At 71.5% G+C, this 24,969-nt stretch carries 22 protein-coding genes and 1 tRNA gene; 11 read left to right on the top strand and 12 right to left on the bottom strand.

Going from position 1 to position 24,969, the window contains the following annotated elements; genetic code table 11:
* Nucleotides 1-307: 307 nt before the first annotated feature.
* Together ACFYY2_RS24845 and ACFYY2_RS24850 are read left to right on the top strand one after the other, a co-directional pair.
* The gene (locus ACFYY2_RS24845; RefSeq protein WP_388746469.1) at nt 308-1,714 is read left to right on the top strand and encodes an NAD(P)/FAD-dependent oxidoreductase; all 1,407 of its coding nucleotides are present in this window, start codon (nt 308-310) and stop codon (nt 1,712-1,714) included.
* 254 nt (nt 1,715-1,968) lie between these two features.
* Complete coding sequence (locus ACFYY2_RS24850; RefSeq protein WP_388746471.1) at nt 1,969-3,273, top strand: class I SAM-dependent methyltransferase; 1,305 nt, start codon at nt 1,969-1,971, stop codon at nt 3,271-3,273.
* 95 nt (nt 3,274-3,368) lie between these two features.
* On the opposite strand, the gene ACFYY2_RS24855 is transcribed toward ACFYY2_RS24850, so the two are convergent.
* Both ACFYY2_RS24855 and ACFYY2_RS24860 read right to left on the bottom strand, forming a co-directional pair.
* Nucleotides 3,369-5,903 (bottom strand): ABC transporter permease, encoded by a 2,535-nt coding sequence (locus ACFYY2_RS24855; RefSeq protein WP_388746473.1) that lies wholly within the window; start codon nt 5,901-5,903, stop codon nt 3,369-3,371.
* Between the two features lie 76 nt (nt 5,904-5,979).
* Complete coding sequence (locus ACFYY2_RS24860; RefSeq protein ID WP_388746475.1) at nt 5,980-6,747, bottom strand: ABC transporter ATP-binding protein; 768 nt, start codon at nt 6,745-6,747, stop codon at nt 5,980-5,982.
* Between the two features lie 741 nt (nt 6,748-7,488).
* Between ACFYY2_RS24860 and ACFYY2_RS24865 the strand changes: the two genes are divergently transcribed.
* Both ACFYY2_RS24865 and ACFYY2_RS24870 read left to right on the top strand, forming a co-directional pair.
* A tRNA-Leu gene (locus ACFYY2_RS24865) sits at nt 7,489-7,575 on the top strand.
* Between the two features lie 145 nt (nt 7,576-7,720).
* Nucleotides 7,721-8,608, top strand: a complete 888-nt coding sequence (locus ACFYY2_RS24870) for a Bax inhibitor-1/YccA family protein (RefSeq protein ID WP_388746477.1) — start codon at nt 7,721-7,723, stop codon at nt 8,606-8,608.
* Between the two features lie 78 nt (nt 8,609-8,686).
* Here ACFYY2_RS24870 and ACFYY2_RS24875 read toward each other — a convergent pair whose 3' ends face one another.
* A complete protein-coding gene (locus ACFYY2_RS24875) occupies nt 8,687-8,917 on the bottom strand; it encodes a DUF4287 domain-containing protein (RefSeq protein WP_388746479.1) in 231 nt (76 codons plus the stop codon).
* 101 nt (nt 8,918-9,018) lie between these two features.
* Between ACFYY2_RS24875 and ACFYY2_RS24880 the strand changes: the two genes are divergently transcribed.
* Nucleotides 9,019-9,348 carry a hypothetical protein gene (locus ACFYY2_RS24880; RefSeq protein WP_388746481.1) on the top strand — a complete coding sequence of 110 codons (330 nt, stop codon included), beginning with the start codon at nt 9,019-9,021 and terminating at the stop codon, nt 9,346-9,348.
* Here ACFYY2_RS24880 and ACFYY2_RS24885 read toward each other — a convergent pair.
* The 3 genes from ACFYY2_RS24885 to ACFYY2_RS24895 form a co-directional block, all read right to left on the bottom strand.
* A complete protein-coding gene (locus ACFYY2_RS24885) occupies nt 9,345-10,184 on the bottom strand; it encodes a hypothetical protein (protein WP_388746483.1) in 840 nt (279 codons plus the stop codon). The genes ACFYY2_RS24880 and ACFYY2_RS24885 overlap by 4 nt on opposite strands.
* Nucleotides 10,185-10,556: 372 nt before the next feature.
* Complete coding sequence (locus ACFYY2_RS24890; RefSeq protein WP_388746485.1) at nt 10,557-11,777, bottom strand: acetyl-CoA C-acetyltransferase; 1,221 nt, start codon at nt 11,775-11,777, stop codon at nt 10,557-10,559.
* Nucleotides 11,778-11,986: 209 nt separating this feature from the next.
* On the bottom strand, nt 11,987-13,036 hold the full coding sequence (locus tag ACFYY2_RS24895; protein WP_388746609.1) for an SGNH/GDSL hydrolase family protein: 1,050 nt from the start codon (nt 13,034-13,036) through the stop codon (nt 11,987-11,989).
* A 155-nt stretch (nt 13,037-13,191) separates the two neighbouring features.
* On the opposite strand from ACFYY2_RS24895, the gene ACFYY2_RS24900 reads away from it, so the two are divergent.
* Nucleotides 13,192-14,595 carry a cystathionine beta-synthase gene (locus tag ACFYY2_RS24900; protein ID WP_388746612.1) on the top strand — a complete coding sequence of 468 codons (1,404 nt, stop codon included), beginning with the start codon at nt 13,192-13,194 and terminating at the stop codon, nt 14,593-14,595.
* 317 nt (nt 14,596-14,912) lie between these two features.
* On the opposite strand, the gene ACFYY2_RS24905 is transcribed toward ACFYY2_RS24900, so the two are convergent.
* Nucleotides 14,913-15,332: a hypothetical protein gene (locus tag ACFYY2_RS24905; protein ID WP_388746487.1), complete on the bottom strand. Its 420-nt coding sequence runs from the start codon at nt 15,330-15,332 to the stop codon at nt 14,913-14,915.
* A gap of 123 nt (nt 15,333-15,455) precedes the next feature.
* Between ACFYY2_RS24905 and ACFYY2_RS24910 the strand changes: the two genes are divergently transcribed.
* On the top strand, nt 15,456-16,259 hold the full coding sequence (locus ACFYY2_RS24910; protein ID WP_388746489.1) for a maleylpyruvate isomerase family mycothiol-dependent enzyme: 804 nt from the start codon (nt 15,456-15,458) through the stop codon (nt 16,257-16,259).
* 47 nt (nt 16,260-16,306) lie between these two features.
* Here ACFYY2_RS24910 and ACFYY2_RS24915 read toward each other — a convergent pair whose 3' ends face one another.
* Nucleotides 16,307-16,888, bottom strand: coding sequence for a DsbA family protein (locus tag ACFYY2_RS24915; protein ID WP_388746491.1), 582 nt, complete (start codon nt 16,886-16,888; stop codon nt 16,307-16,309).
* Between the two features lie 147 nt (nt 16,889-17,035).
* Between ACFYY2_RS24915 and ACFYY2_RS24920 the strand changes: the two genes are divergently transcribed.
* Nucleotides 17,036-17,884, top strand: a complete 849-nt coding sequence (locus tag ACFYY2_RS24920; protein ID WP_388746493.1) for a MurR/RpiR family transcriptional regulator — start codon at nt 17,036-17,038, stop codon at nt 17,882-17,884.
* Nucleotides 17,885-17,981: 97 nt separating this feature from the next.
* On the opposite strand, the gene ACFYY2_RS24925 is transcribed toward ACFYY2_RS24920, so the two are convergent.
* From ACFYY2_RS24925 to ACFYY2_RS24940, 4 genes are all read right to left on the bottom strand, one after another.
* Nucleotides 17,982-18,356, bottom strand: a complete 375-nt coding sequence (locus ACFYY2_RS24925; RefSeq protein ID WP_388746495.1) for a hypothetical protein — start codon at nt 18,354-18,356, stop codon at nt 17,982-17,984.
* Nucleotides 18,357-18,417: 61 nt separating this feature from the next.
* A complete protein-coding gene (locus tag ACFYY2_RS24930) occupies nt 18,418-18,885 on the bottom strand; it encodes a roadblock/LC7 domain-containing protein (RefSeq protein WP_388746496.1) in 468 nt (155 codons plus the stop codon).
* Nucleotides 18,886-18,923: 38 nt separating this feature from the next.
* The gene (locus tag ACFYY2_RS24935) at nt 18,924-19,718 is read right to left on the bottom strand and encodes a winged helix-turn-helix domain-containing protein (RefSeq protein ID WP_388746498.1); all 795 of its coding nucleotides are present in this window, start codon (nt 19,716-19,718) and stop codon (nt 18,924-18,926) included.
* The gene (locus tag ACFYY2_RS24940; RefSeq protein WP_388746500.1) at nt 19,715-20,119 is read right to left on the bottom strand and encodes a hypothetical protein; all 405 of its coding nucleotides are present in this window, start codon (nt 20,117-20,119) and stop codon (nt 19,715-19,717) included. Before ACFYY2_RS24940 ends, ACFYY2_RS24935 begins: the two co-directional genes overlap by 4 nt.
* A 416-nt stretch (nt 20,120-20,535) precedes the next feature.
* On the opposite strand from ACFYY2_RS24940, the gene hutU reads away from it, so the two are divergent.
* The 3 genes from hutU to ACFYY2_RS24955 all read left to right on the top strand — a co-directional run bounded on the left by hutU (nt 20,536) and on the right by ACFYY2_RS24955 (nt 24,892).
* Complete coding sequence (gene hutU / locus ACFYY2_RS24945) at nt 20,536-22,200, top strand: urocanate hydratase (RefSeq protein WP_329037996.1); 1,665 nt, start codon at nt 20,536-20,538, stop codon at nt 22,198-22,200.
* A gap of 104 nt (nt 22,201-22,304) precedes the next feature.
* Nucleotides 22,305-23,519 (top strand): allantoate amidohydrolase, encoded by a 1,215-nt coding sequence (locus tag ACFYY2_RS24950; protein WP_388746615.1) that lies wholly within the window; start codon nt 22,305-22,307, stop codon nt 23,517-23,519.
* Entirely contained in the window at nt 23,510-24,892 is a 1,383-nt protein-coding gene (locus tag ACFYY2_RS24955) for a formimidoylglutamate deiminase (protein ID WP_388746503.1), read from the top strand. The genes ACFYY2_RS24950 and ACFYY2_RS24955 overlap by 10 nt, the downstream gene beginning before the upstream one ends.
* The last annotated feature ends 77 nt before the right edge of the window (nt 24,893-24,969 follow it).

Raw genomic sequence — 24,969 nt, forward strand, 5'->3', positions numbered from 1 at the left:
GGAATTCGGCCCCGGTGGGCGAAGTTCTTCGTCCGAGGGGCCGTACGGACCGCTCGGAGGGACCCGCAGGCGCCGGGCGGGGATGTTGCGGAGGTGTGGCCGGGGTGTGTCCGGGGCAGGTGTCCGCCCGGCTCCGGCGGCTCAAGGGCCAGCTCACAAGCGGTGAACAACGTTCGCCCGCGATTCCTGGTTCCCCAGGTGGACCATGACCTGGGTCACGTGGGCGGCGAAGTGTAGCAGAGGGTCGCGCATACCTTGTGAAGGGGCTCACGAGCATGCCTCCCGAGGGGGGTGGATACTCGATGGCATGAGCACCACGGAGCGTCCCAGGATCCTCGTTGTAGGCGGTGGGTACGTAGGCCTGTACGCAGCTCGTCGCATTCTGAAGAAGATGCGGTATGGAGAGGCGACCGTCACGGTCGTCGACCCTCGCTCGTACATGACGTACCAGCCCTTCCTCCCCGAAGCTGCTGCCGGCAGCATCTCGCCTCGGCATGTCGTCGTCCCGCTGCGACGCGTGCTGCCCAAGGCCGAGGTCCTCACCGGCCGAGTCACGACCATCGATCAGGACCGCAAGGTCGCCACGGTCGCGCCGCTCGTCGGCGAGGCCTACGAGCTGCCCTTCGACTACCTGGTCATCGCGATGGGCGCGGTCTCCCGCACCTTCCCGATCCCCGGCCTCGCCGAGCAGGGCATCGGCATGAAGGGCATCGAGGAGTCCATCGGGCTGCGCAACCACGTCCTCGAGCAGCTGGACAAGGCCGACTCGACGACCGATGAGGACGTCCGCCGCAAGGCGCTGACGTTCGTCTTCGTGGGCGGCGGCTTCGCCGGCGCGGAGACCATCGGCGAGGTCGAGGACATGGCCCGGGACGCGGCCAAGTACTACTCCAGCGTGAAGCGCGAGGACATGCGCTTCATCCTGGTCGACGCCGCCGACAAGATCCTTCCCGAGGTCGGCCCGAAGCTGGGCGCGTACGGCAAGGAGCACCTGGAGAGCCGCGGTGTCGAGGTCTACCTCTCGACCTCGATGGACTCCTGCGTCGACGGCCACGTCGTCCTGAAGAACGGCCTGGAGGTCGACTCCAGCACGATCGTGTGGACGGCCGGTGTGAAGCCGAACCCGGCGCTGGCCCGCTTCGGCCTGCCGCTCGGCCCGCGTGGTCACGTGGACACCTCGGAGAAGCTCCAGGTGCAGGGCACCGACTACATCTGGGCCGCGGGCGACAACGCCCAGGTGCCGGACATGGTCGGCCGCCGCGCCGGCAACCCGAACGCCTGGTGCCCGCCGAACGCCCAGCACGCGCTGCGTCAGGCGAAGGTCCTCGGTGACAACGTCATCTCCGGCATGCGGGGCTTCCCGCAGAAGGAGTACAGCCACGCCAACAAGGGTGCGGTCGCCGGACTCGGCCTGCACAAGGGCGTCGCGATGATCGTCATGGGCAAGGTGAAGATCAAGGTCAAGGGCCGTCTCGCCTGGTACATGCACCGCGGCTACCACGGCATGGCCATGCCGACCTGGAACCGCAAGATCCGGATCTTCGCCGACTGGACGCTGGCGATGTTCCTGAAGCGCGAGGTCGTCTCGCTCGGCGCCATGGAGACTCCCCGCGAGGAGTTCTACGAGGCCGCCAAGCCGAGCCCCGCGCCCGTCGCCGCCAAGGCCGACGGCGACAAGAGTAAGTCTGAGGGTGAGAAGGCCAAGGCCTCCTGACCCCGGCACGAAACCGAAGGGGCCGTCCGCCATCCGTGGTGCGGGCGGCCCCTTCGGCGTGCCCGGCCCCCCGGGCAAGTAGATGGTAAGTGCAGGTATTTTGCCGTTCCGTTGCGCGGGGGAGGGATGGCGTAGGGGCCACGCGGCGTTGACGCCGGTGTACCTCGCCGCGGCCCCGAGGTGTCGCGGCCCGGTTCGGGTGCGTATATGCGAATTTAGGCACGTTCGGAAACACCACCACGGAGGTGTGCGCCATGGCCGATGCCGCATCGCGGCTGACCGCTCTCGCCGAAGAGTTGCTGGGAGAACCCCTGCCCGTCCGGATCCGGGCCTGGGACGGCAGCGAATCCGGGCCGCCGGGCGCGCCCGTGTTCGTCCTGCGCCACCGTCGTGCCCTGCGGAGGCTCCTCTGGAAGCCGGGCGAACTGGGCCTGGCCCGCGCCTGGGTGGCCGGTGAGATCGACGTCGACGGGGACCTGTACGCCGCCCTCGGCGCCGTGGCCTCGCTGCTCTGGGAACGCGGCGCGGACGCGAAGGACGGCGTCCACCCCGCCCGGGACGCCGGGGTGCGGGCCTTCGCACGGGGCCTCGTCCAGCTGGCCGGCCCCTGGCCGCCGCCGCCCCCGCCCGCCGAGGAGGTCCGCCGCCGCTCCGGCGCGCTGCACACCAGACGCCGCGACAAGAGGGCGATCAGCCACCACTACGACGTGGGCAACGACTTCTACGCGATGGTCCTCGGCCCGTCCATGGTGTACTCCTGCGCCTACTGGCGGGACGGTGCCTCCCTGGAGGAGGCGCAGCGCGACAAACTCGACCTCGTCTGCCGCAAGCTGGCCCTCAAGAAGGGCGACCGGCTCCTCGACGTCGGCTGCGGCTGGGGTTCGATGGCCATCCACGCGGCCCGGGAGTACGGCGCCCGGGTCACGGGCGTGACACTCTCCACCGAGCAGGCGGCCTTCGCCCGCAAGCGCATCGCGGAGGAGGGCCTCGCCGACCTGATCGAGATCAGGGTCCAGGACTACCGGGACGTCAGGGACGGTCCGTACGACGCCATCTCCTCGATCGGCATGGCGGAGCACGTGGGTTCGGTCCGGTTCCGGGAGTACGCCGACGACCTCTACGCCCTCCTCGTGCCCGGCGGCCGGCTGCTGAACCACCAGATCGCCCGCCGTCCGGAGAAGGACGAGTCGGAGTACCGGATCGACGAGTTCATCGACGCCTACGTCTTCCCCGACGGTGAACTCGCCCCGGTGGGGCGCACGGTCGACACCCTGGAGCAGGCCGGCTTCGAGGCCCGCGACGTCGAGGCGATCCGTGAGCACTACGCACTGACGCTGCGCCAGTGGGTGGCCAACCTGGAGAAGCACTGGAAGGAGGCCGTCCGGGCCACCTCGCCCGGGCGGGCCAGGGTGTGGCGGCTCTACATGGCCGCTTCCGCGCTGTCCTTCGAGCGCAACAAGATCGGTGTCAACCAGATCCTCGCGGTTCGCCCGGAGGAGGGTGGCGGGTCCGCCCTGCCGCTGCGGACCCGCGACTGGACGGCATCCGCCAACGGCTGACCCCGCCAACGGCCGACCCCGGACACGGCTGACCCCCGGAACGCGAGGAGGGCCGGTACCCGCGATCGCGGACACCGGCCCTCCTCGCGTCACACCTACTCCGTCTTGATCGCCGTCAGCATGTTGAGCCTCGCGCCGCTGCGGGCCGGCCACAGGGAGGCCAGCACACCCACCAGACCGGCGAGCACCAGGAACAGGGCGATGCGGTCCCAGGGGATCACGAGGGCGTAGCCGGGGATCTGCTCGGCCAGCGTCCGGCCGATCGCCCAGCCGAGGAAGACGCCGAGCCCGACGCCGATCACCGCGCCGAAGACCGAGATGACGACGGCCTCCAGACGGATCATCCGCTTCACGCGTCCCCGGTCGAGACCGATGGCGCGGAGCATCCCGATCTCCTGCTGCCGCTCGAAGACCGACATCGCGAGGGTGTTGACGACCCCGAGGACCGCGATCAGGAGGGCCATGGCGAGCAGCCCGTACATGATGTTAAGCGCGGTGTTCACGAAGCCGCCGAAGGTGTCGCGGATGTCCTGCTGGTCCATGACGCTCATCGCCGGGTTGTCGCCCAGCGCGTTCACTACGGCCTGCTCGTTGGCCTTGCTCGCTCCGCCGTCCGTCTTGATCCAGATCTCGCGGATGTCGGGGCGGGAGGTGGAGCTGTGCTCGTCGGCGAACGCCTTCGGGACCACGAAGGGCGAGAGGAACTCGTTCTCCTCGTAGAGGGCGCCGATCCTGACCGTGGCCTTCTTCTTGTCGTCGAAGGTCACCGGCAGGGTGTCGCCGGTCTTCCACCCGTTCGACCGGGCGGTCTTCGACCCGACGGCGACCTCGCCGTCCTTCAGCGAGCTCAGCGAACCGGACACCGTCTTCAGCGAGAAGACCTTCTCCACGTCGCCCGGGGTGACGCCCGAGGCGGAGTGGAACTCCCCGTCGATCTGGAAGTACACCGACTGCTGAGGTGACAGGGCGGTGACGCCGTCGGCCTTCGACAGGGCGGTGAGCGCCGACTCGTCGAGCGAGTCGCCACTGGCCATCGAGACCATGTAGTCGGCCCTGATGTTGTCCGTCGTCATCTTGTCGACCGCCTGGCCGAGTGTCACACCGAGCACTGAGATGCCGGTGACCAGGGTCAGGCCGATGGCGAGCGCGGAGGCGGTGGCCCCGGTACGGCGGGGGTTGCGGACCGCGTTCTGCGCGGCCAGCTTCCCGGACACGCCGAACAGCTTCCGCAGCAGGGGCCGCACGGCGGCGACGGCCGGGCGGGAGAGGAGCGGGATCAGCACGATGATGCCGATGAGGGCCAGGAAGGCGCCGGCCGCGACGAGATAGCGGCCGTCCTCGCCGCCGGTCGCGGCGCCGCCGACGATCCCGGCCGCGCCGATCAGGGCGATGACCGCGCCGATCGAGTTCCGCACGATCAGGGACTTGGTGGTGGCGACGGCGTGCACGCTGCTCATCGCCGCGACCGGGGCGATCTTCGCGGCCCGGCGGGCGGGCAGCCAGGCCGCCAGCACGGTGATCAGGATGCCGACGCCGAAGGCGGCACCGACCGCCACGGGCGAGATGATGAGCGGACCCGCCGGGATCTTGCCGCCGATGAGGCTCGTCGCGGAGCGCAGCCCGGTGGCGAGACCGACACCGAGGACGAACCCGATGACGGAGGCGAGAGTGCCGACGACGGCCGCCTCGATCAGGACCGAGCGCTTGATCTGACGGCGGGAGGCGCCGATGGCACGCATCAGGGCGAGTTCACGGGTCCGCTGGGCGACCAGCATGGTGAAGGTGTTGGCGATGAGGAAGACGCCGACGAACAGCGCGATGCCCGCGAAGGCCAGGAGCATGGCGTTCAGGCCGGCGAGCCCCTCCTCGATGTGCTCGGCCTCCTCGTGGGCGAGGGCACTGCCGGTCTGCGCGGTCGCGTCCTCGGGGAGCAGCGGCTTGATCGCGTCCAGGATCGCCTTGTCGGAGCTGCCGGGCGTGGCGGTCACGGTGGCGTCCTTGAAGACACCGGGCTTGAGGTAGAGCGTCTGGGCCGTCGCGGTGTCGAACAGCACCAGGCTGCCGCCCGCGTTGACCGCGCCGTCCTCGGTGGTGAAGACGCCGGAGAGGGTGAACTCCTTCACCGGGCCGTTCGTGGCCACCCGCACGGGGTCGCCCACGCGGTACTCGCCCTTGTTCGCCGTCTCCCGGTCCAGTGCGATCTGGCCGTTCCTCAGCGGGCCCGTGCCGTCGGTGAAGGTGTACGCGCCGTCCTTGCCGTTCTTGCCGGGGGAGAAGTTGGCGCCGGTGTTGGACCAGCCGTTGCCGATGAGCTTTCCGTCCGGGTCGGCGACGCCGGCGAAGCCGGAGACCCGCCCGGTCGCGGAGGCGACGCCGTCCAGAGCCCGGATCTTCTCCATGGTGGCGTCGTCGATGCCGTGGGCGTCCTCGTCGCGCCCGTCGGCGTAGGTGGAGACCGCGACGGCGACGTCGTCGTAGTTCTTGGCCGACTGGTTGCGGAAGGCGTTGCCGAGGGTGTCGGTGAAGACCAGGGTGCCGGAGACGAAGGCTACGCCGAGCATGACGGCGAGCACGGTCATCAGCAGCCTGGCCTTGTGCGCGAGCACATTGCGCAGGGCGGTACGGAACATGTGTGGGTGTCCTGTGATGGGTGCCGGAGGGGGTCGGGGCGGGGGAGCGGCGGCCGGGGTGCGGCGGCCGCCCGCCTCAGCTGGTCCGGCCCTTCGCGTCGAACGCCTTCATCCGGTCGAGTACGCCGTCGGCCGTGGGGTTCAGCATCTGGTCGACGACGGCGCCGTCCGCGAGGAACACCACCCGGTCGGCGTAGGAGGCGGCCACCGGGTCGTGGGTCACCATCACGACGGTCTGCCCGAGCTCGCGCACCGAGTTGCGCAGGAAGCCGAGCACCTCGGCGCCGGAGCGGGAGTCGAGGTTCCCGGTCGGCTCGTCACCGAAGATGATCTCCGGCCGGGAGGCGAGGGCGCGGGCGACGGCGACGCGCTGCTGCTGACCGCCGGAGAGCTCCGTGGGGCGGTGCTTGAGCCGGTCGGAGAGGCCCACCATGTCGATGACCTTCTGCAGCCAGGCCGCGTCGGGCTTACGCCCCGCGATGTCCATCGGGAGGGTGATGTTCTCCAGAGCGGTCAGCGTGGGCAGCAGGTTGAACGCCTGGAAGATGAAGCCGATCTTGTCCCGGCGCAGCTGGGTGAGCTGCTTGTCCTTCAGGGTGCCGAGCTCGGTCTCGCCGATGCGCACGGATCCGCTGCTGAAGCTGTCGAGGCCGGCCACGCAGTGCATCAGCGTGGACTTGCCCGAACCGGAGGGGCCCATGATCGCCGTGAACTCGCCCTGCGGGAAGTCCACGGTCACCCGGTCCAGGGCGACCACCTGGGTCTCGCCCTCGCCGTAGACCTTCGACAGCTCCGTGGCGCGGGCGGCGACCGCGGTGGTGCGGTGAACGCTGGTGGTGGTCACAGGGGTACTCCATGTTCGGACGGCTTGTTCGGGGGACCTGCCCATCCTCTCCGCCGGATCGGGCCGGGTCGTCAGTCCCCGTGCCCGTTCCCGGGGCCCTCTTGAGTCGCATCCGCCGTCCGGTGGCGTACTCCTGAGGTAGGAGACCGACCCTGACCGGCGTCGCCCGTACGACGGGGAGGGACGGCCGGCCGGCGCGGTACGGGGCGGGCCGCGGCGTCCTCGGCCGGGGCCCGCCCCCCGGCCCCGTCGGTCACCCAGGGTGACGGGCGGGGGTGCCGGCCGCCCGTCCACGGTGCCTGCGCGGTCCCCTCCGCCGTCCCGCCGCCCGCCCCCGGCCGGCCGGACGGGGCGGCCGGGGGGCGACGGACCCGTCGTTCCGACGCCGGGCGGGAGCGCCGCGTTCCGCGTCCTGGTGCGGAGCCGGAGGGCCCGGAAACGCCGAGCTGGAGGGCGGTCGGGCGGTGGGTCGGTGACGCCGTGCGGGGGTGAGGTGGCGGGCCCTGGCGAACGGTGGCGCGGGCCCGTGGCGCGTGGGCCGTACGGGTGCGGCGACTTTCCGTCATTCCCGTTTGCCGGGGTTCGTCCCACTCGCCCCGTCCGGGCGTGTGCTGACGCGGTGGGTGGTGTCTGACGGACCCTCAAACGATCAATAAAATAAGACAACATCGAGCGGATGTTCCGCTGTTCGAGGGACACCCCCGGATAGGGTCTTGTGCCAACGCGGAGCCGCGCGCCCACGCCCGGGTGGTGGAATGCAGACACGGCGAGCTTAAACCTCGCTGCCTCCTCGGGGGCGTGCCGGTTCGAGTCCGGCTCCGGGCACCACGGCATCGCCGGTGGGACCCGGGCGACCGCGTGATGGTTAACCTGTGAACTTGCCTGAAAGATCCTCCTCTGGCACTAGGGCCTTTGTTTTGCCTACCCATTACTCTTGTGGCAAGGCCACGCAGGGTGGCCATGGAGGAGTGAGATGAGGAGCAGCAACCCGGTCTTCTCGCGACGGGGCTTCAGCCGCGACAACGGTTACGCGGGCTTCAACGCGGCACCGCAGGCCGGGGCCCCCGCAGCGGGTGCCAACCCGTACGCGCAGGGCACGGCGGCCAACCCGTACGCCACGAACCCCTACGCCCAGCAGGACACCCAGCACGGCACGCCGCAGGCGCCGCCGAGCACCGGCGTGATGACGATCGACGACGTCGTCACGCGCACCGCGATGTCGCTGGGCACCGTCGTGCTCACCGCCGCGCTCTCATGGGCCCTGCTGCCCGTCGACGAGGCCAACCTCGGCAAGTCGTACGGCATCGCGATCGGCGCCGCCCTGGTGGCGTTCGTCTTCGCGATGATCCAGTCCTTCAAGCGCAAGGCGTCCCCTGCGCTGATCCTGGCCTACGCGGCCTTCGAGGGTGTCTTCCTCGGAGTGATCTCCAGCACGGTCAGCACCTACATCAGCCCCGGCACGGTGATCCAGGCGGTGATCGGCACCATGTGTGTCTTCGCCGGCGTCCTGATCGCCTACAAGATGCGCTGGATCCGTGTCACCCGCCGCTTCTACGGCTTCGTGATGGCCGCGGCCATGGGCTTCGTGCTCCTGCTGGTGGTCAACCTGCTGTTCAGCGTGTTCGGCGGCGGCGACGGCCTGGGCTTCCGCAGCGGCGGTCTCGGCATCCTCTTCGGTGTCGTCGGGATCATCCTCGGCGCGTGCTTCCTGGCTCTCGACTTCAAGCAGGTCGAGGACGGCATCGCCTTCGGCGCACCGCGCGAGGAGTCCTGGCTGGCGGCCTTCGGCCTCACGCTGACCCTGGTGTGGATCTACCTGGAGATGCTGCGTCTGCTCTCCATCCTCAACGGGAACGACTGACCCGCAGACGCACGACGACGGACGGCCCGCAGGCGACTCGCCTGCGGGCCGTCCGCCGTCACGGGGAGGAGTGGAGCCTCAGCGGAACTTCCTGGCCGCTCGTCTCAGGTCGTACTCGTGGATGATCGCCTTGGCGTGGCCGTAGGTGAGGTCGTGTTCGCTCCGCAGCCAGCTGACCTTCTCCTCGAAGCGGACGAGGGAGGGGCCGTCTTCGACGGTGCGGAGCCAGTCGGCGATGTCACGACCGGTGCAATGAGGAATCCGGGAGAGCAGGTTGCGGTGGGTTTCTTCGGAGAAGACTTGAGACATCGGCGCCTCCGACGCAGAGCGCGTAACTGGTCCTTGCCCGACACCGTGCCCGAGCGGCGCCGTGTTGGCAACCATCCGGTGGGGGCGCGTAGGGTCACGGCGTGCTCGATACGACTCCTCTGATCACCGCCGTGGACCGCTTCGCCGACCGGCTGCGGAGCACTCCGCAGAGCCGGCTGCAGCAGGGTGTGGCCGCCGAAGCCCTGGCCACGGCCCGGGAGCTGTCGGCGTGGGCGCAGCGCGCCGAGGCGCCGGACCTGGAGGCCCGGGTCATGCCTGACGCCGGGATATTCGCCGTGGGGGACCAACTCGCGGTCGCGGGCCGCGACCTGGCGGTGGCACTGGAAACGGCCCCGTCCCAGGAGCTGGACGAGGCCGTGAGCCGTGTCGAGGAGGCGTCGGTACGGGCGTTCTCACCCGGGCCCCGTTAGAACGAGGCGATGACGCGGTCGGCCAGGATGTAGACGTTCTCCTCGCCGCACGAGAAGGTCAGAGCGTAGGCGCCGGAGACACCGGAACCGCCCAGCAGCACCGGCTGCTCGCCGGAACGCAGCGAGTCGGCCAGCCGCTCCGCCGTCTCCCGGTGGCCGGGGGTCATGCACAGCGTGGTGCCGTCGGCGAAGACGTACACGTCGAGGGTCCCGAGAGGGCCGGGCCGCACGTCGGTGAGCTCCGTGCCGGTATCGGCGAGCCGCTCCAGGCGGTTGACGGTACGCTCATGGTCGGTGACGACGGGTGTCTGCACGGGGACGAAATCCGGGTGCGAGGGGTGGCGGCGACGGGCCGCGGCCAGCTCGGGCGAGTCCTCGGCGAATTCCGCGTACTCGGCGACACCGGCGGTCCCGGGCAGATCGGCGAGACCGGTCAGCTCGTCCAGGGCGTCGTCGGCGTCGAGGTCCATCGCCTCCAGGCCCACGAAGTCGGTCTGCCGCGGCATGAAGAACGGGATGTCGTCGCCGAGCCCGCCCAGCAGGGACGGGGCGTCGGCCGCGTCGCGGGCCTCCTGTGCCGCCCAGAAGGCGCGGGCCTCCGCGAGCTCGCGCTCCCGTTCCTCGGCGAGCGCCTCCGCGACGGCGGTGCGTATCTCCTCCGCGGGGGTGTTGCTGCTGCGGTCCTGCTGTCCGGGCAGGGAGGCGTGGAGTGCCCGCCCCTCCGCGAGCTCGGTGCGCAGGGCCGTCACCTGCTTGCGCAGCCCGTGAGCGGCGTGCAGAGCGGCGGCGCCGACGGCCGTGGCAGCGGCGGTGGTCAGCAACAGGGCAAACGGCATGGCGCTCACTGACATACTCCCGGTTTCAATCGACACCCCCGACTTCCTACATCAGCTTGTCCTGTACCTCTGCCTGCTGTCAGTGCATTACGTCACGAAATGGACAGGTCTTTGGGCCCGAGGTTTAGGGCTGTGGCTGGTGTGACCTGGGTAAACGACTCTCCCCCGGGACGCAGATCACATCCTGGGGGAGATTCGGTCACGATCGGGGCTCGTGCCGGTTCAGGCGGTCCCGCTGCGGGACCAGGGCCTCGCGCCGCAGCCGCTCCGGCTCAGCTCAGCCGCCGGTATCCGTGGTCGCGCTGAGCTTCGCCTGCGCTGCGGGCAGGTGCCGCCCTCGTACCTCGGGCACCCCCTACCCTCCGCTCCGGCTCAGCTCAGCCGCTCGATGACCATGGCCATGCCCTGGCCGCCGCCCACGCACATCGTCTCCAGCCCGAACTGCTTGTCGTGGAACTGCAGGCTGTTGATCAGCGTGCCCGTGATCCGGGCGCCCGTCATGCCGAAGGGGTGGCCCACGGCGATCGCGCCGCCGTTGACGTTGACCTTGTCCAGCGGCAGGCCGAGGTCCCGGTAGGACGGGATGACCTGGGCCGCGAACGCCTCGTTGATCTCGGCGAGGTCGATGTCGTCGATGGTCAGCCCGGCGCGCTTGAGCGCCTGCTTGCTGGCCTCGACCGGGCCGTAGCCCATGATCTCGGGAGACAGGCCCGAGACGCCGGTCGAGACGATGCGGGCCAGCGGGGTCAGACCCAGCTCGTGGGCCTTCGTGTCGGACATGATCACCAGGGCGGCGGCGCCGTCGTTGAGGGGGCAGCAGTTCCCCGCGGTGACGAGACCGTCGGGACGGAACACCGGCTTGAGGCCCTGCACGCCCTCCAGGGTGACCCCGGCGCGCGGGCCGTCGTCCTTCGAGACGACCGTGCCGTCCGGCGTCGTCACAGGGGTGATCTCGCGCTCCCAGAAGCCGTTCTTGATGGCTTCCTCAGCGAGGTTCTGGGACCGCACGCCGAACTCGTCCATGTCCTGGCGGGTGACGCCCTTGGTCCTCGCCAGGTTCTCGGCGGTCTGCCCCATCGAGATGTACGCGTCCGGGACCAGGCCCTCCTCGCGCGGGTCGGTCCAGCTCGCCCCCGACTCCTCGGCGCGGGCCGCGGTGCGGGCCTCGGCGTCGGCGAACAGCGGGTTGTGCGTGTCCGGGAGGCTGTCCGAGTTGCCCTTCACGAAGCGGGACACCATCTCGACACCGGCGGAGATGAAGACGTCACCCTCGCCGGCCTTGATGGCGTGCAGCGCCATGCGGCTCGTCTGCAGCGAGGAGGAGCAGTAGCGGGTGACCGTACAGCCGGGGAGGTGGTCCATCCCCATCTGTACGGCGATGATGCGGCCCAGGTTGTTGCCCTGCTCGCCGCCGGGGAGGCCGCAGCCGAGCATCAGGTCGTCGATGTCCTTGGGGTCCAGCTCCGGGACCTTGGCCAGCGCGGTCTGGATGATGGTCGCGGTCAGGTCGTCCGCGCGCAGATCCTTCAGGGACCCCTTGAAGGCCCGGCCGATGGGCGAACGGGCAGCAGAGACGATCACGGCTTCGGGCATCACGCGGCTCCATGAGGGCTGGAAGGCTGGAAAGGCTGGGCTGCCTTGGAAGTTACCCGGACGTACAGCCGAGGTCACCCGACAGGCGATGTGATGCGGGCCTCTTTTCTAAGCAACCGCTCAGTCGCCCGCAATGTTCCCGGCCGAGCGCCCGGGAGTCGGTGCCGGCACCGGCACCGGTCTCCGTGCGCCCCGTCGGGGCCGCGCGTTCAGGCCCTGCGCCACGTGGCACCGGATCCGTGACCCGGCAGCCACTTCCCGGCGGTGTCCGATCCCTTGCCCGTGCCCTCGTGTCGTACCGGCTCGGTGTGGGCGGGGAGGCGCCTGCGCCTGCGGTGCTTGAGGAGGGCCCAGGGTGCGCGCGCGCCCGTCACCTCGGTACCGGCTTCCCGGGCCGCCCGCGAGGCCGCCTTCGCCACCGGCAGCATGCCCTCCCGGCGCGAGCCGTCGAGGTGGTCGGACTCGGGCCACAGCCCCAGCGCCGCGCACAGGGTGGGCAGCATCGCCATCGCCGCCGTCGCGTAGCCCTCGGCGGACGGGTGGTAGTTGTCGGGGCCGAAGAGCTCCCTGGGGTTCGCCTCGAACTCGGGACCGAGCAGGTCGCCCAGCGAGACCGTCCGGCCGCCCTGTTCCACCGCGCCGATCGTCTGGGCCGCCGCGAGCTGCCGGCTGACCCGCCGGGCCAGCCAGCGCAGCGGCTGGTAGACCGGCTCGATCGTGCCCAGGTCGGGGCACGTCCCCACGACCACTTCCGCGCCCGCCGTGCGCAGTCGGCGTACGGCGGTGCTGAGACAGCGCACCGACTGCGTCGCGGGCATCCGGTGGGTCACGTCGTTCGCGCCGATTATGATCGCGCACACGTCCGGTACACCGGACGGATCGGCGAGCACGAGCGACACCTGACGCTCCAGGTCGTCGGACCGTGCGCCCGGAAGTGCCGCGTTCCGCAGGTCGACCGGCCGTTCGGCGACCGCCGCGAGTCCGGACGCCAGCAGCGCGCCCGGTGTCTGGCCCGCTCTGCGCACCCCCTGTCCGGCCGCCGTCGAGTCGCCGAGCATGACGAAGCGCAGCGGATCGGCGGGGCCGGCGAACGCCACGCCGTACCGCCCGTCCGCACTCGGCGGGACGGGCGCGGTTCCCCCGCCCACCCGCCGTTTCGCCAGTTGGACCTCCGCCAGCACCAGACCCACCGTCGCCGCACCGATCAGCCCGACGCTCCCGCCGCCGTAGGCCGCACCCGCTGCGATCCGCCGTGCCACCCTCGCTCTCGACACAGTCCGGTCCACCTCCTCCATGCCGCACAGCCGTTCACAGGACTAACTGCCCCGTAGGGGGCCCGGCCCAATCGCCTGGCCCAATCTCCCGCACGTACGCATAGTCTTGCTTGACCATCTCGGAGATCCCGGAGTACACGGTGCAATTCCACGATTCGATGATCAGTCTTGTCGGCAACACCCCGCTGGTCAGGCTGCGCAATGTGACCGCAGGCATTCAGGCGACGGTCCTGGCCAAGGTCGAGTACTTCAACCCCGGCGGGTCGGTGAAGGACCGCATCGCGCTGCGCATGATCGAGGCCGCCGAGCAGAGCGGTGAGCTGAAGCCCGGCGGCACGATCGTCGAGCCCACCAGTGGCAACACCGGTGTGGGCCTCGCGATCGTCGCCCAGCAGAAGGGCTACAAGTGCGTCTTCGTCTGCCCGGACAAGGTGTCCACGGACAAGATCAACGTGCTCCGTGCCTACGGTGCCGAGGTCGTCGTCTGCCCCACCGCCGTCGACCCGGAGCACCCGGACTCGTACTACAACGTGTCCGACCGGCTGGTCCGTGAGACGCCGGGGGCCTGGAAGCCCGACCAGTACTCCAACCCCAACAACCCGCGCTCGCACTACGAGACCACGGGTCCCGAGCTCTGGGAGCAGACCGAGGGGCGGATCACCCACTTCGTCGCGGGTGTCGGCACCGGCGGCACGATCTCCGGCACGGGCCGCTATCTCAAGGAGATCAGCGACGGCCGTGTGCAGGTCGTCGGCGCAGACCCGGAGGGCTCGGTCTACTCCGGCGGCTCCGGGCGCCCGTACCTCGTGGAGGGGGTCGGCGAGGACTTCTGGCCGAGCGCCTACGACCGCACGGTCACCGACGAGATCGTCGCGGTCTCGGACAAGGACTCCTTCCAGATGACGCGGCGCCTCGCCAAGGAGGAGGGCCTCCTCGTCGGCGGTTCCTGCGGCATGGCCGTCGTCGCGGCGCTGGAGGTGGCCTCGCGCCTCGGTCCCGACGACGTGGTGGTCGTCCTGCTCCCGGACAGCGGCCGCGGTTACATGAGCAAGATCTTCAACGACGAGTGGATGGCCGACTACGGCTTCCTGGAGGACGCCGGCCCGTCCGCCCGGGTCGGGGCCGTGCTCGACTTCAAGGAGGGGCCGCTCCCCTCGCTCGTCCACATGCACCCGGAGGAGACGGTCGGCGAGGCCATCGACGTGCTCCGGGAGTACGGCGTCTCCCAGATGCCGATCGTGAAGCCCGGTGCGGGCCACCCGGACGTGATGGCCGCCGAGGTCATCGGTTCCGTGGTGGAGCGGCAGCTGCTGGACGCCCTGTTCACCCAGCGGGCGACGCTGTCCGACCCGCTGGAGAAGCACATGTCGGCCCCGCTGCCCCAGGTCGGCTCCGGTGAGCCGGTCGAGGACCTGATGGCCGTGCTCAGCGGTACGGACGGTGCGGATGCGGCGATCGTCCTCGTCGAGGGCAAGCCGAAGGGCGTGGTGAGCCGGCAGGACGTGCTGGCCTTCCTCGCGAAGGACGCGGCCCCGAAGCCGTAACAGCGGGTTCTCCTGGTTCGCGAAAACGGTACGAGCGCGACACGTCGGCGCAGCACCGGCTTAACACGGCTCCGGCAGAGTCATGGGTGTCGGCGGGGAGACCCGCAGGCACCAGATACGGCGACACGGACTACGGAGCGGCTCCCGGACCTCCACCGTCGCCAGGACGCGACCCCCGGCCCTGACCCGGGACCGCGTCCCTCGCGGGGACCGCCGTCGTCCCGCCCTCCGGGCGACCGGGGGTGCGGCGGTCCCCGCGACATACCCCTGCGCGGACGCCGGCGGGCCCTCGCGCCGCCCGGCTGACCGCGAGCCCCTCAGTCGTCCCAGCCCGGCGCGGTCCGCCGCTCGCCCCGGAACCACGGCCATGTGCGGGCGGCGTGGACGGCGTTGACCGCGACGATTCCCAGCCAGGCCACCACGAGGCCGCCGCTCCCGGCGTGCACGACACCGATCGCGGACAGCGGGACGGCCAGCACCAGCGAGACGACCCCGAAGCCGAACCGCTCACCGAAGGACCCCTCCGGGCGCTCGGACCGCGGGCCGACCCGGGCCGCCGTCGTCTGCTGCTCGGCCAGGTGCCGCCGCACCCGCCGGTCGAGCGTCTCGTCGAGCCGCTGCTCGACCTTGTCGAGGAACGAGTCGACGAGCGCGGACTCGTATTCGGGCCCCAGTTCGCTCCGGGCCTGCAAGGTCGCGTCGAGCTCACGCCGGAGTTCGGGGTCACGGGCTGCCATACGCCCACCGTACGAACCCGGCCCGCCCGGGTCAGTGGGGTTAGCCCCCCTGTTCCGGCTCCCGCGCGAGGCGGGGCGTGAGGCGTCGGCGTAGCGTGGATGCGGGGACCTGGGAGGCGTGTCATGTCCGTCACCGCACCGGTCGCCCGCGCGATCCGGCGTACGTCGGGGGCCCGGGCCCGCGAGGTCAACGAGGCGGAGCTCCGGGCGACGCTGTCGACGTACCGTGAGGTGTCCGACGAGCACTGGCGGCGGCCGAGCCCGTGCGCCGGCTGGACGGTCCGGGACATGCTCGCGCACACCGTCGGCCAGTACGAGGAAGTGCCCCGCCCCTGGGTGGCGTCGCGGCGGATCCGGTGGGCCCGGCGGACCCACCCCGCTCTCGGCCCGCTCGACGGGCACAACGAGATCCAGATCGAGGACCGGCAGGCCGTCCCGGGGCGCGAACTCATCGGCGCGCTCGCCCGCTACGCCCCCCAGGCCATCATCGCCATGCGCCGCATGCCGGAGGCGGTGCGCCGCAGGATCCGGCCGAGTCTGCTGTACCCGGAGGCGAAGGCGCTGCCCGAGGACTCGATGGAGTACCTCTACCGGGTCCTCATGGTCCGGGACACCTGGATGCACCGCATGGACCTCGGCGACGCCACCGGGGTGGACCCGGTGCTCGGCGGGCACGACCGGGAGGTCATGGACCAGGTGGTCCTCGACCTGGCCCTCATGTGGACCGGACCCGCCGCCGAGCTCGATCTCCACGGGCCCGCGGGAGGCAGCCACCTGCTGGGAAGCGGCGTTCCGGCGGCCGTCCTCCGTGCCGACGCCGTCGATCTCGCCCGGCACCTGTCGGGGCGGCGCGTGCGCGGCACCCTGGAGGTGGAGGGTGACCCCGGTGCCCGGTCGGTGCTCATGGCGGCGCGTGTCGTGTTCTGAGGCAGCCCGGCCCGCCGCCGGGCCGTGCGGTCGTGGCGCACCCGTCCTCAGCGGGGTGTCACCTCCGCCAAGAACGCCTCGGGGGTGACCGCGTATCCCAGGGAGTTGATGACGGCGACCGGCGCGCCGTCGAACAGCACCGTGGGTGTGGAGGTGACGCCGCTCGCCTCGAAGGCCGCCGACACCTGCGCCGCCCACGGCAGGTAGGTGCGCTCCATGACCTTCTGGCGGAAGGCGTCGGTGTGCAGCGCCTCGACCTCACGGGCCAGCCGCAGCAGGAAGTCCCGGTCGGCGAAGGCGTCCACGTCCTCGCTGGGCTGATCGGCGTACAACGCCCGCAGGTACTGCATGAACGGCTTCTGCCCCTCGTCCGCGGCGGCGCCCAGGGCGGCCAGTGCCTCCAGGGACCCGCTGCCGCCCGCCGAGTCGTCGATGAAGGTGCCGAAGTGGTGGTCGATCGCGAAGCCGCCCTCGTCCGCGGCCCGCTCCATGACGGCCCCGAGACCGAGCTCCATGCGTTTGCAGAACGGACAGCGCAGGTCGGCGTAGACACTCAGCACATGCGCGGCATCGGTGTCGCCGTAGCGGACGATGATGCCGCCGGGACCCGTCGTGTTCGCTGGGATCATGGTCCCAGGGTCCGCAGTCGGGGGCCGTCCCGCAATGCGAGGGGCGCCGCCCGCCGCCGTGTCCTGTATATGGACATGCAGAGCGCCGGCTGGCTGAATGGATGCCCCGGTGCCGGACCGGGACGGCGGAACTCCGAAGGGGACAGGATGAGCGGGAGCAGCCCGGCTGCGCGGTTGCAGCGGCTCTTCGAGGGGCAGCGGCTCACGCCCACCCAGCGGCGGATCGCGCACTCCATGGTGCGGCGGGCAGCCGACGCCCCGTTCCTCTCCAGTGTCGAGCTGGCCGAGCTGGCCGGGGTCAGCCAGCCGTCCGTCACCCGCTTCGCCGTGGCACTCGGTTTCGACGGATACCCGGCGCTGCGCAAGCACCTGAGGGACGTCACGCCGTCCGGGACGGACGGGACGGACGCGGCCGAGGAGCGCTTCAACGAGTACCAGCAGGCCGTCCTCGCCGAGATCGACAATCTGCGGCAGCTGTCCGAGCTGCTGGCCGACCCCGCGCCGGTCGAGCGGGCGGGCCGGCTGCTCGCGGGGTCCAGGCCCCTGCTGGTCCTCGGGCTGCGGGCCGCGTCCTCGCAGGCCAGGGGGTTCGGCTACTTCGCCGCCAAGGTGCATCCGGACGTGCGGGTCCTCGACGAGGGCGGCAGCATGCTGCACGACCGGATCGACGCGGCACGGCGGGCGGGCGCGAGTGCCCTGATGTGCTTCGCGCTGCCGCGCCACCCACGCGAGGGTGTGGACGCGCTGGTGTACGCCCGGGAGCAGGGGCTGACCGTCGTCACCGTCGCCGACTCCGCCTTCGCCCCGGTGGCCGCGCACAGCGACCTGCTCATTCCGGCCGCCGTGGGCACCGGACTCGCCTTCGACACCGCGTGCGCGCCGATGCTGCTGGGGCGGGTGCTGCTGGAGGCCATGTGCGACGGGCTGCCCGAGGCACAGGCCCGGCTGGAGGAGTTCGACGCGCGGGCGGCGGCACGGGGACTGTTCGCCGAGTAGCCGCGCCCGCAATGGCAGCGGGCCCGCGCGGCGGGGCGGGACGCCGGGGGACGCCGCGCCCACCGGGCGCGGCGTCCCCACCGCTGAGCACGGGGGCTCAGACCTCCAGTTCGGCTTCGATCTTCTTCAGCTGGTGCCGGGCCATCGCGAGGTTGGCGCGGTTGGAGTCCAGCACGAGGTAGAGGAACAGGCCGTTGCTGCCACGGGTCTTGAGCAGGCGGATCAGGTGGTACTGGCCGCTCAGGGTGATGAGGATGTCCTCGATCTCCTCCTTGATGCCCAGGTGTTCCATGGTCCGCAGTTTCGCCCGTACGACGTCCGTGTTGCCCGCCGCGGCGACGTCCAGGTTGAAGTCCTTGCCGCCCCCGAGGGTGCCGAGGGCCATGCCGCTGGTGTAGTCGACGAGTGCGACACCGAGGGTCCCCTCGATCGACGCCATTGCTTCCTTCAGTGACGCTTCGGTGTTGGCCATAGCGCTGGTTCCTTTCCGTGGCCGGCCCTTTGGCCGGTCCGTTACTGACGTGCTTCGGGTTTCACGTGGCATCTGGTGGGGTGGGGCGTCGGGGGAGGGCACGGGACTGCGGGGGCCGTGGCGGGGGCACGGGGCGCTCGATCCGCTCCTGTGCGGCGTCGACCATCTCGCCGATGCGCGCGCCGGCCCGGCGGCCCTCCAGGTGGAGGCGGCCGACGTTGATGCGGTCCTCGGCCAGCAGGGTGAGGACGGCGGAGGTGCCCGCCGCGTAGGTGGCGATGTAGCCGGACTCGCCGCGGATGAGGAGTTCGCGGAAACCACCGCGCCCGGTGGCGTCGGTCATCCGGATCGACACGCCGAGTGCGGCGGCGGTCAGCGCCGCGACGCCCTCGGCCTCCACGCCCGGGGTGTCCTGGGCGACGATGAGGCCGTCCGTGCTGGCGGCGAGTGCGCCGGTCAGGAGCGGGACCCGGGCGCGTAACCGCTGGAGCTCGTCGAGGACATCCTGCACTTCGGCCTCGGGCACCATCAGCTGTCTCCTCCCGGCACGCTGTCTGAGCGCGCGAATCACAGGGCCTCCAATGCGTCTCTGAGCCGGCGCAACAGGGCGACGTCGGGGTCGTTCGTGACCTCCGGCAGCGTGATCCGTTCGGCTGTCGGCGCGTTCGCGGCCGTGCGGACCGCCTCGACCAGCCCGGCGGCGGCGAGCCGGCGCAGGTCGACCAGGATGTGGAAGGCCGAGCGGCCCAGCTCCCGGGCGATGTCCGTGGCGGTGCGTTCGCCGTTCACCAGGTCCAGGACGCGCCGCTGGCGCGGGGGGACCGGGGCGTCGACCGGGTGGGTCGTGGGGACCAGCGGGGCGCTGTCGGTGAGTGCGTCCGGCCAGATCCGGTCCAGCAGTTCCCGGCGCCGGAGCGTCTCGCGCTGCACGGCGTCCACGGGTACGGGGCGTACCGGGCCTATCCAGTGGGACACCCCGTAGCGGAAGCGGGCCGGGGTGTTCGTGGGGGCGAGGGCGAAGAAGGCGGCGTCGTACAGCGCGCCCAGGTGGCACAGCTCCAGGGCGCCGCCCGGCACCGAACCGCTGTCCACGAGGTAGCGGCCGACCCGCTGTCCGGCGCCCGCCTGCTCGACCGCGTCCCACCAGCCCTCCGAGCGGAGTGCCCCGCCGGTGGTGAGCAGGACGTCGATGCCGGGGGTGGCGGGGCTCTCGGCGTGCACCACCTGGCCGTCGGCGAGGTAGAGGGTGCCCCGGTCGCGCATCAGCGCCCCGGTCGCGCGCTCGTCCGCGAGCCGCTGGAGCATGGGGGAGGGCGTGGCCCGCTCCAGGAGGCCGGGTGCCGCTGTGGCGGTGGGTCTCATGCCAGGACCAGCCGCTCCGCTATCTCGCCCAGCCGTATACGGGCCATGGCGAGGTTGCCCTCCGAGCGGTCCAGCCACAGGTGGAGGAAGACGCTGCTGTCGAAGGCCGTCTCGACGAAACGGAGGATGTGGTAGCCGGGCGCCGTGGTGACGATGACGTCCTCGACCGCCGAGGCCGACGGTCCCTTTGCGCCGGAGAACACGCCCGCCTCCGCGAAGACCGGTTGCTCGGCCGCCATCCGCGCGACCTCGGCCGTCTCGGCGGCGGTGGCCTCGTGGTCGCCGTTGGGCGACTCGCCGATGGTGCCGAGCGCGAGTCCACTCGTCCAGTCGACCACGGCGGCGCCCCGGGCACCGGGCAGCCTCATGACTTCGAGCAGGCACTCGTCGATTCCGGGCAACGCGGACTCCCCTCCCGACGCGGCGTACGGGTGTAATGGAGAGGCTACGCAACGTGCTTGCGGCTGGTGGGTGTTCTGGCATTTTCCACCGGTACATGCGAACGCCGGTGTAAAGGACGGGAGATGGTGACCTGGCACTCGGTCGGAAACGGTCCCCCGACCTGCCTTTTCCGGGCGGATCCAGTCGGTCGGCGCCGTCCGGAGGGCCTCTTCCGGGTGCGACACGACTCCCGCGTCGACCGCTTTCCGCTCCCTCGGTGACCGATTCCGATCGATGGGGGCGTTCCGTGCGGGGCGCCGGGTGGCCGGGGCGGTTACGTCCGCTGCCGGGCGGGATGCACCCCGCCTTGTTGACTAGGTCTATTCAGACGTCCAGGATGTGAATAGGTGAGTCACATTCGCGAGGAGGCATTGCCATGTCAGGACCCCGCCCCGTACGGGCACCGCGCGGTACGGAACTGAGCGCCCTGGGATGGCAGCAGGAAGCAGCCCTCCGCATGCTGCAGAACAACCTCGACCCCGAGGTCGCCGAACACCCCGACAAGCTCGTCGTCTACGGCGGCACCGGCAAGGCCGCCCGCGACTGGCGGTCCTTCGACGCCATGGTCCGTACGCTGCGCACGCTCAAGCAGGACGAGACGATGCTCGTCCAGTCCGGCCGGCCGGTGGGCGTCATGCAGACCCACGAATGGGCGCCGCGCGTCCTCATCGCCAACTCCAACCTGGTGGGCGACTGGGCCAACTGGGAGGAGTTCCGCCGCCTGGAGGCCCTCGGGCTGACGATGTACGGCCAGATGACCGCGGGCTCCTGGATCTACATCGGGACCCAGGGCATCCTCCAGGGCACGTACGAGACGTTCGCCGCCGTCGCCGCCAAGCGGTTCGGCGGGACGCTCGCCGGGACCATCACGCTGACCGCCGGACTCGGCGGCATGGGCGGCGCCCAGCCGCTGGCCGTGACCATGAACGACGGTGTCGCCCTCGTCATCGACTGCGACCCGCGCGCCATCGAGCGCCGGATCGAGCACCGCTTCCTGGACGTCCGGGCCGACTCCCTCGACCATGCGCTCCAGCTGGCCGTCGAGGCCCGCGACGCACGGCGCCCGCTCTCCATCGGCCTGCTCGGCAACGCCGCGGAACTGCTGCCCCGCATGCTCGCCGAGGGGGCGCCCGTCGACATCGTCACCGACCAGACCAGCGCACACGACCCGCTCGCCTACCTCCCCGTCGGTGTGGACTTCGACGACATGGCCTCGTACGCGGCCGAGAAGCCCGCCGACTTCACCCGGCGCGCCAGGGAGTCCATGGCCGCGCACGTCGAGGCGATGGTCGGCTTCATGGACGCGGGCGCCGAGGTCTTCGACTACGGCAACTCGATCCGCGGCGAGGCCCAGCTCGCCGGCTACGCCCGGGCGTTCGACTTCCCCGGCTTCGTGCCCGCCTACATCCGGCCGCTCTTCTGCGAGGGCAAGGGCCCCTTCCGATGGGCCGCGCTGTCGGGCGAGGCGTCGGACATCCACAAGACGGACAAGGCCCTGCTCGAACTCTTCCCGGAGAACGAGTCGCTGCACCGCTGGATCAGGATGGCCGGCGAGCGGGTCCACTTCCAGGGGCTGCCGGCCCGGATCTGCTGGCTCGGCTACGGCGAACGCGACAAGGCCGGGGAGCGGTTCAACGACATGGTGGCGAGCGGCGAGCTCGCCGCGCCGCTGGCCATCGGACGCGACCACCTGGACTGCGGTTCGGTCGCCTCGCCCTACCGCGAGACCGAGGCCATGCTGGACGGCTCGGACGCGATCGCCGACTGGCCGCTGCTGAACGCCATGGTGAACGTCGCCTCGGGCGCCTCCTGGGTGTCCCTCCACCACGGCGGCGGTGTGGGCATGGGCCGCTCGATCCACGCGGGACAGGTGACGGTCGCCGACGGCACGGAGCTCGCGGGCGAGAAGATCCGGCGCGTGCTCACCAACGACCCGGGGATGGGCGTCATCCGGCACGTGGACGCCGGGTACGACATCGCGGAGTCCGTCGCCTCGGACAAGGGCGTGCGCGTCCCGATGACGGAGGACGACGGCCGGTGACCGGGACGGTGGGTGGCGGCCCGGTCGCGCCGGGGGACCCCTCGGCGAACGGACCGGCGGCGGATGCGCCGCCCCGGACCGGCGAGGGCGAGTCGTTTCAGGCGATGTGGCGCGGCCTCGCGCCCCTCGGGCGGGACCCCGGGAGCGGCGGCTACCGCCGCCACGCCTGGACCGGCGCCGACCAGGACTGCCGGGCGTGGTTCCGCGCCCAGGCGGAGTCGCGCGGGCTGGTCCACGAGACCGACCGCAACGGCAACCAGTGGGCATGGCTCGGCGACCCGCTCGCCGGCGACGCCGTCGTCACCGGGTCCCACCTGGACTCGGTGCCCGACGGAGGCGCCTTCGACGGGCCGCTCGGTGTGGTGTCCGCGTTCGCGGCCCTGGACGAACTCCGCCGCAGGGGAGCGGAGTTCGCCAGGCCCGTCGCCGTGACCAACTTCGGTGACGAGGAGGGCGCCCGCTTCGGGCTCGCCTGCGTCGGGTCCCGGCTCGCCGCCGGGCAGCTGACCCGCCGGGACGCGCACCGGCTCCGCGACGGAGACGGCGTCCTCCTCCCGCAGGCCATGGAGGCCGCCGGGTACGACCCCGACGCCATCGGGCCCGACCCGGAACGCCTCGCCCGTATCGGCGCGTTCGTCGAGCTCCACGTGGAGCAGGGCCGCGCCCTCGACCTGAGCGGGGACCCGGTCGGTGTCGCCTCGGCCATCTGGCCGCACGGCCGCTGGCGGTTCGACTTCCGGGGCGAGGCCAACCATGCGGGAACCACGCGGCTCGCCGACCGGCGCGACCCGATGCTCACCTACGCCGAGACCGTCCTGGCGGCCCGGCGCGAGGCGGAACTCGCCGGTGGTCTCGCGACCTTCGGCAAGGTCGCCGTCGAGCCCAACGGGGTCAACGCGATCCCGTCCCTCGTGCGGGGCTGGCTCGATTCCCGGGCCGCCGACCAGGAGACGCTCGACGCCGTGGTCGCCGGTGTCGAGCGTGCCGCGAGGGAACACGCCGAGCGGGCCGGCATCGATCTCGACGTCGTCCGCGAGTCGTTCACCCCGGTCGTGGAGTTCCAGCACGCCCTGCGCGACGAGATCGGCCGGATCCTCGGGAGGCGCGAGCCGGACGGGAAGGAGCGGGCTGTGCCCGTCCTGGGCACCGGCGCGGGACACGACGCGGGTATTTTGTCCGCCTCCGTGCCGACCGCCATGCTGTTCGTACGGAACCCCACCGGGGTCTCGCACTCGCCCGCCGAGCACGCCGCGGAGGACGACTGCGTGGCCGGTGTGCGGGCACTCGCCGACGTACTGGAAGGTCTCGCGTGCAGCTGACGACGCAACCGACGACGCAACCGACGACGGGCACGCCGGTCACCGCGGCCTACTGGCTGTCGCACGCCTGGCTCGGCACCCACGTCGAGCCGGACGTCCTCCTGGACGTCGCCCACGGGCGTATCGCCGGTGTGCGTACGGGCATCGCGACCCCGCCGCCCGGTGCCACCGTGCTCCGCGGGCTGACCCTCCCCGGACTGGCCAACACCCACTCGCACGCCTTCCACCGCGCCCTGCGCTCCACGGTCCAGGTGGGCTCCGGCACCTTCTGGACCTGGCGCGAGACGATGTACCGGGCCGCGGCCCGGCTGACGCCCGACACCTACTACGACCTGGCGCGTGCGACGTACGCGGAGATGGCGCTGGCCGGTGTCACCGCCGTGGGCGAGTTCCACTATCTGCACCACGCCCCCGGGGGCACTCCCTACGACAACCCGAACGCCATGGGCGAGGCCCTGATCGCGGCGGCGGCCGAGGCGGGCATCCGCATCACCCTGCTGGACACGGCCTACCTCGCCGCCGGATTCGGCGAGAAGCCCAGCCGTCACCAGCTCCGCTTCTCCGACACGACGGCCGAGGCCTGGGCCGAGCGGGTCTCCCTCCTCAAGGGCGACGAACACGCGCTGATCGGCGCGGCGATCCACTCCGTACGCGCGGTCCCCGCCGGGCAGCTCGCCGCGGTCGCGCAGTGGGCCCGCGACCGGGACGCGCCGCTCCACGTCCACCTCTCCGAGCAGACGGCGGAGAACGAGGCCTGCCTCGCGGCCCATGGCCGGACGCCCACCCGGCTCCTCGCCGACCACGGTGTCCTCGGCCCGCGGACCACCGGCATCCACAACACCCACCTGACCGACGAGGACATCGTGCTGCTGGGCGCCTCGCGCACGGGCACGTGCATGTGCCCCACCACCGAACGCGACCTCGCCGACGGCATCGGACCCGCCGCCGCCCTCCAGAAGGCGGGCTCCCCGCTCTCGCTGGGCAGCGACAGCCACGCCGTGATCGACCTCTTCGAGGAGGCCAGGGCGATGGAACTCGACGAGCGCCTGCGCACCCACGTGCGCGGTCACTGGACGGCGGCCGCTCTGCTCAGGGCGGCCTCCGCCGACGGTCACGCCGCGCTGGGCCGGCCGGAGGCGGGGGTGCTCGAACCCGGGGCGCCCGCCGACCTCGCCACGGTGGCGCTGGACTCGGTCAGGACGGCGGGACCGGTGCCCCGACTGGCCGCGGAGACAGCCGTGTTCGCCGCCTCCGCCGCGGACGTGCGGCACACCGTGGTGGCGGGACGGCACATCGTCCGGGACGGCCGGCACGCCCTGGTCGAGGACGTGCCGGGAGCGCTCGCCTCGGCCATCGCGGCCCTGCACGGCTGAGCCGTCGGGCGGATCACCCCGTGCCGGACCCGGGCGGTCCGGCCTCCACCCACCCCGGCCGGGACCCCCGGCGGTCC

The sequence above is a fragment of the Streptomyces sp. NPDC001822 genome, from assembly GCF_042892135.1.
Taxonomy (GTDB): Bacteria; Actinomycetota; Actinomycetes; order Streptomycetales; family Streptomycetaceae; genus Streptomyces.

Coding starts and splice junctions, on each gene's coding strand:
- ACFYY2_RS24845 (WP_388746469.1), top strand. CDS start 308: ATGAGCACCACGGAGCGTCCCAGGATCCTCGTTGTAGGCGGTGGGTAC.
- ACFYY2_RS24935 (WP_388746498.1), bottom strand. CDS start 19,718: ATGAGACCCACCGCCACAGCGGCACCCGGCCTCCTGGAGCGGGCCACG.
- ACFYY2_RS24905 (WP_388746487.1), bottom strand. CDS start 15,332: ATGGCAGCCCGTGACCCCGAACTCCGGCGTGAGCTCGACGCGACCTTG.
- ACFYY2_RS24925 (WP_388746495.1), bottom strand. CDS start 18,356: ATGGCCAACACCGAAGCGTCACTGAAGGAAGCAATGGCGTCGATCGAG.
- ACFYY2_RS24870 (WP_388746477.1), top strand. CDS start 7,721: ATGAGGAGCAGCAACCCGGTCTTCTCGCGACGGGGCTTCAGCCGCGAC.
- ACFYY2_RS24850 (WP_388746471.1), top strand. CDS start 1,969: ATGGCCGATGCCGCATCGCGGCTGACCGCTCTCGCCGAAGAGTTGCTG.
- ACFYY2_RS24875 (WP_388746479.1), bottom strand. CDS start 8,917: ATGTCTCAAGTCTTCTCCGAAGAAACCCACCGCAACCTGCTCTCCCGG.
- ACFYY2_RS24950 (WP_388746615.1), top strand. CDS start 22,305: ATGTGGCGCGGCCTCGCGCCCCTCGGGCGGGACCCCGGGAGCGGCGGC.
- hutU (WP_329037996.1), top strand. CDS start 20,536: ATGTCAGGACCCCGCCCCGTACGGGCACCGCGCGGTACGGAACTGAGC.
- ACFYY2_RS24855 (WP_388746473.1), bottom strand. CDS start 5,903: ATGTTCCGTACCGCCCTGCGCAATGTGCTCGCGCACAAGGCCAGGCTG.
- ACFYY2_RS24920 (WP_388746493.1), top strand. CDS start 17,036: ATGAGCGGGAGCAGCCCGGCTGCGCGGTTGCAGCGGCTCTTCGAGGGG.
- ACFYY2_RS24885 (WP_388746483.1), bottom strand. CDS start 10,184: ATGCCGTTTGCCCTGTTGCTGACCACCGCCGCTGCCACGGCCGTCGGC.
- ACFYY2_RS24910 (WP_388746489.1), top strand. CDS start 15,456: ATGTCCGTCACCGCACCGGTCGCCCGCGCGATCCGGCGTACGTCGGGG.
- ACFYY2_RS24890 (WP_388746485.1), bottom strand. CDS start 11,777: ATGCCCGAAGCCGTGATCGTCTCTGCTGCCCGTTCGCCCATCGGCCGG.
- ACFYY2_RS24915 (WP_388746491.1), bottom strand. CDS start 16,888: ATGATCCCAGCGAACACGACGGGTCCCGGCGGCATCATCGTCCGCTAC.
- ACFYY2_RS24930 (WP_388746496.1), bottom strand. CDS start 18,885: ATGGTGCCCGAGGCCGAAGTGCAGGATGTCCTCGACGAGCTCCAGCGG.